Source organism: Ilumatobacter nonamiensis YM16-303 (genome assembly GCF_000350145.1).
Taxonomy (GTDB): domain Bacteria; phylum Actinomycetota; class Acidimicrobiia; order Acidimicrobiales; family Ilumatobacteraceae; genus Ilumatobacter_A; species Ilumatobacter_A nonamiensis.
This window is the reverse complement of record NZ_BAOL01000249.1, coordinates 1-2729: the sequence shown is the minus strand read 5'-3', so window position 1 is coordinate 2729 and position 2729 is coordinate 1. Positions and strand designations below refer to the sequence as shown.

3 protein-coding genes are annotated in these 2729 nt (G+C 67.4%); 2 read left to right on the top strand and 1 reads right to left on the bottom strand.

Translation table 11 applies throughout. The features are described from left to right. Positions 1 to 46: 46 nt before the first annotated feature. The gene (locus tag ON45_RS18860) at positions 47 to 1039 is read right to left on the bottom strand and encodes a 1-aminocyclopropane-1-carboxylate deaminase/D-cysteine desulfhydrase (RefSeq protein ID WP_040496022.1); all 993 of its coding nucleotides are present in this window, start codon (positions 1037 to 1039) and stop codon (positions 47 to 49) included. Between the two features lie 70 nt (positions 1040 to 1109). On the opposite strand from ON45_RS18860, the gene ON45_RS18855 reads away from it, so the two are divergent. Both ON45_RS18855 and ON45_RS18850 read left to right on the top strand, forming a co-directional pair. Further along, complete coding sequence (locus ON45_RS18855) at positions 1110 to 1802, top strand: uracil-DNA glycosylase (protein ID WP_051063370.1); 693 nt, start codon at positions 1110 to 1112, stop codon at positions 1800 to 1802. A 2-nt stretch (positions 1803 to 1804) separates the two neighbouring features. Further along, positions 1805 to 2680: a YihY/virulence factor BrkB family protein gene (locus ON45_RS18850; RefSeq protein ID WP_040496018.1), complete on the top strand. Its 876-nt coding sequence runs from the start codon at positions 1805 to 1807 to the stop codon at positions 2678 to 2680. Positions 2681 to 2729: the final 49 nt, after the last annotated feature.

Genomic DNA, 2729 nt, shown 5'->3' with positions numbered 1-2729 from the left:
GCGCACGGAGCGCCGGACAAGTTCACGAGAACGGGGTGGTGGCGGGTCAGGCGAAGAGGGCGGGCCAGCCGCCGGTGTGGATGAACACGACGTCGTCGTCGGCGGTCCAGCGGCCCTCGTCGATCTGGCCGAGCATCCCCGAGAACCCCTTGCCGGAATACGTCGGGTCCATCAGCCAGCCTCCGCGGCGAGCGGCCCAGTCGATCGCCGCGGCACCAGCGACGGTGGGCTCGGCGTAGTCGTCACCGAGCCACCGGGTGTCGACCTCCACGTCCTCGGGATCGACGGTGGCGTCGACCTGCATCAGTGCGAGTGCGTCGTCAGCGAGCGCGGCGACGTCGGGATGACCGAGGTTGACGCCCTTCGCGACCCCGATCGCGACGACATCGGGAGCGGTGGCAGCGTCGAGTCGACCGGTCGCGATGAGCGCCGCGCGACCGGCGAGCAGCCCGGCATGGGTCCCGCCGCTGGACGACGTGACCGCGACGGCGCGCGGGACGAACCCCGAGGCCGCGCATTGTTCGATCAGTTCCACGAATGCCAGCGCATATCCGACCGCGCCGGTCGCAGTACTCCCCCCGATGGGGATCGAACCCGGTGCGAGACCCTCCTCGGCGAGTTCGTCGGTGAGCGCTTCACGCGCGATCTCGAGCTCACCCCAGTGGCTCTCGGCGGCACCGGTGTAGTGCATCTGCGCGCCGAACATCGTGGACAGCAGTTGGTTTCCCGTCGGTGCCCGAACCGGAGCATCACCGGACAGCACGAGATGCACCTCGAGGCCGAGCCGGCTCCCTGCCGCTGCCGTCATCCGGCAGTGGTTCGACTGCGCAGCCCCCACCGTGACCAGGGCCTTCGCCTGCGCCGCGAGCGCCTCGCCACAGAGGAACTCGAGCTTGCGCGCCTTGTTCCCTCCGCCACCCAGACCGGTCAGGTCGTCGCGTTTGATCCACAGCCGCGGACCGTCGGCGCTGCCTCGATCGGCCGCTTCGAGCGGGGTGGGCAACGTTGCGAGCGTGGCGCGAGGCAGATGATCGAACACGGGTGCATCGTAGGACCACCACCCGAGCCACCGCTTCGCGCGCCCGGACGAACGTGGCAAGCTCGCGAAGATGGCGACCACGGACTGGAACCCGCTGCTCCGCGCGGAGTTCGACCAGCCGTACTGGACAGAACTCCAGGACTTCGTGGCCGGCGAACGACGGCACCACACGGTGTATCCACCCCACGAGGACGTGTTCGCCGCGCTCCACCTCACCTCGTACGCCGACTTGAAGGTCGTGATCGTCGGCCAGGATCCGTACCACGGACCGCGGCAGGCGCACGGGCTCGCGTTCTCGGTCCGTTCCGGCGTGCAGGTCCCGCCGTCGTTGCGCAACATCCACAAAGAGCTCCACGACGACCTCGGACTCCCGATTCCCGACCACGGCAACCTCGAGCCGTGGGCACGATCGGGGGTGCTGCTGTTGAACACGTCGCTGACCGTGCGCGCCGGGCAGGCAGGATCGCACTCCGGTCACGGGTGGGAGACCTTCACCGACCGGGTGACCGATGTGGCCGCGGCGCACGAGGAACCCGTCGTGTTCATCCTGTGGGGCAACCACGCCCGACGGAAACGCGAACGTGTCGACACGAGTCGCCACGGGATCATCGAGTCGACGCACCCGTCACCGTTCTCGGCGAGCAACGGATTCTTCGGCAGCAAGCCGTTCAGTCGCGCGAACGAGGAGCTGATCCGACTCGGTCGAGAACCCGTCGACTGGAGCCTGGTTGGTTCCGATCCCACTGAACCGGGTATGCACTGAGAATGGCTTGGACGACGAGCGACAAGGTGATGACGTACCGCGAGCGTTGGCATGCGTTCGATGTGTTCGCCGAGATGATGGACGGCTGGCGGCGACACCTGTCCGGACGCAACGCATCGGTCCTCGCGTTCTTCTCGTTCCTGTCGATCTTCCCGCTGATGTTGGCGGCGGTCACGATCCTCGGATTCGTGTTGCAGGACAACGTCGAGCTCCAGCAGCGGATCATCGACGGCGCCGCGAGCGAGATCCCCGTCATCGGCAAGGAGCTTCAAGAGGACCCGACGGCGATCAAGGGCAGTTGGTGGGCGCTCGTCATCGGCCTCGGCGGTGCGCTGTGGTCGTCCACCAAGGCGTTCGTCGGGTTGCAGAGCGCACTCGACGACACATGGGAGGTCGACGTCGACGACCGTGCCGGAATGCCGGTGCAGCGCGGCAAGGCACTGCTCGGGCTCGCGATCATCGCCGCCTCCCAGATCGGTTCCCTCGTGATCGCCTCCATCGTGAGTGCGGCCGGCCTCCCTGCCGTGAGCAACGTCGCGCTGATCGCGGCAACGGTCGCCATCAACATCCTCGTGATCGCGGCGATGTACCGCTTCCTGACCTCGTACTCCCCCACCTGGCGAGACGTGTGGCTCGGCGCCGTCATCGCGGGGGTCGTGTTCACCGTCCTCCAGAACTTCGGCACCACACTGGTCCAGCGGTTCGCCGACAGCAGCCAGGCCTACGCGACCATCAACACCGTCATCGGACTGATCACCTGGCTCGGCCTGATCGGCATCACGGTCATCATGTGCGCCGAGCTGAACGCCGCCCGCAAGCGGGTCCAGACCGGCCCGCAACTCGACGGCCCCAACCTCAACATCGCCATCCGCGCCTGAACCCGTTCTCGTGAACTGTTCTCGCGCTCCGTGCGCGAACTGTTCACGA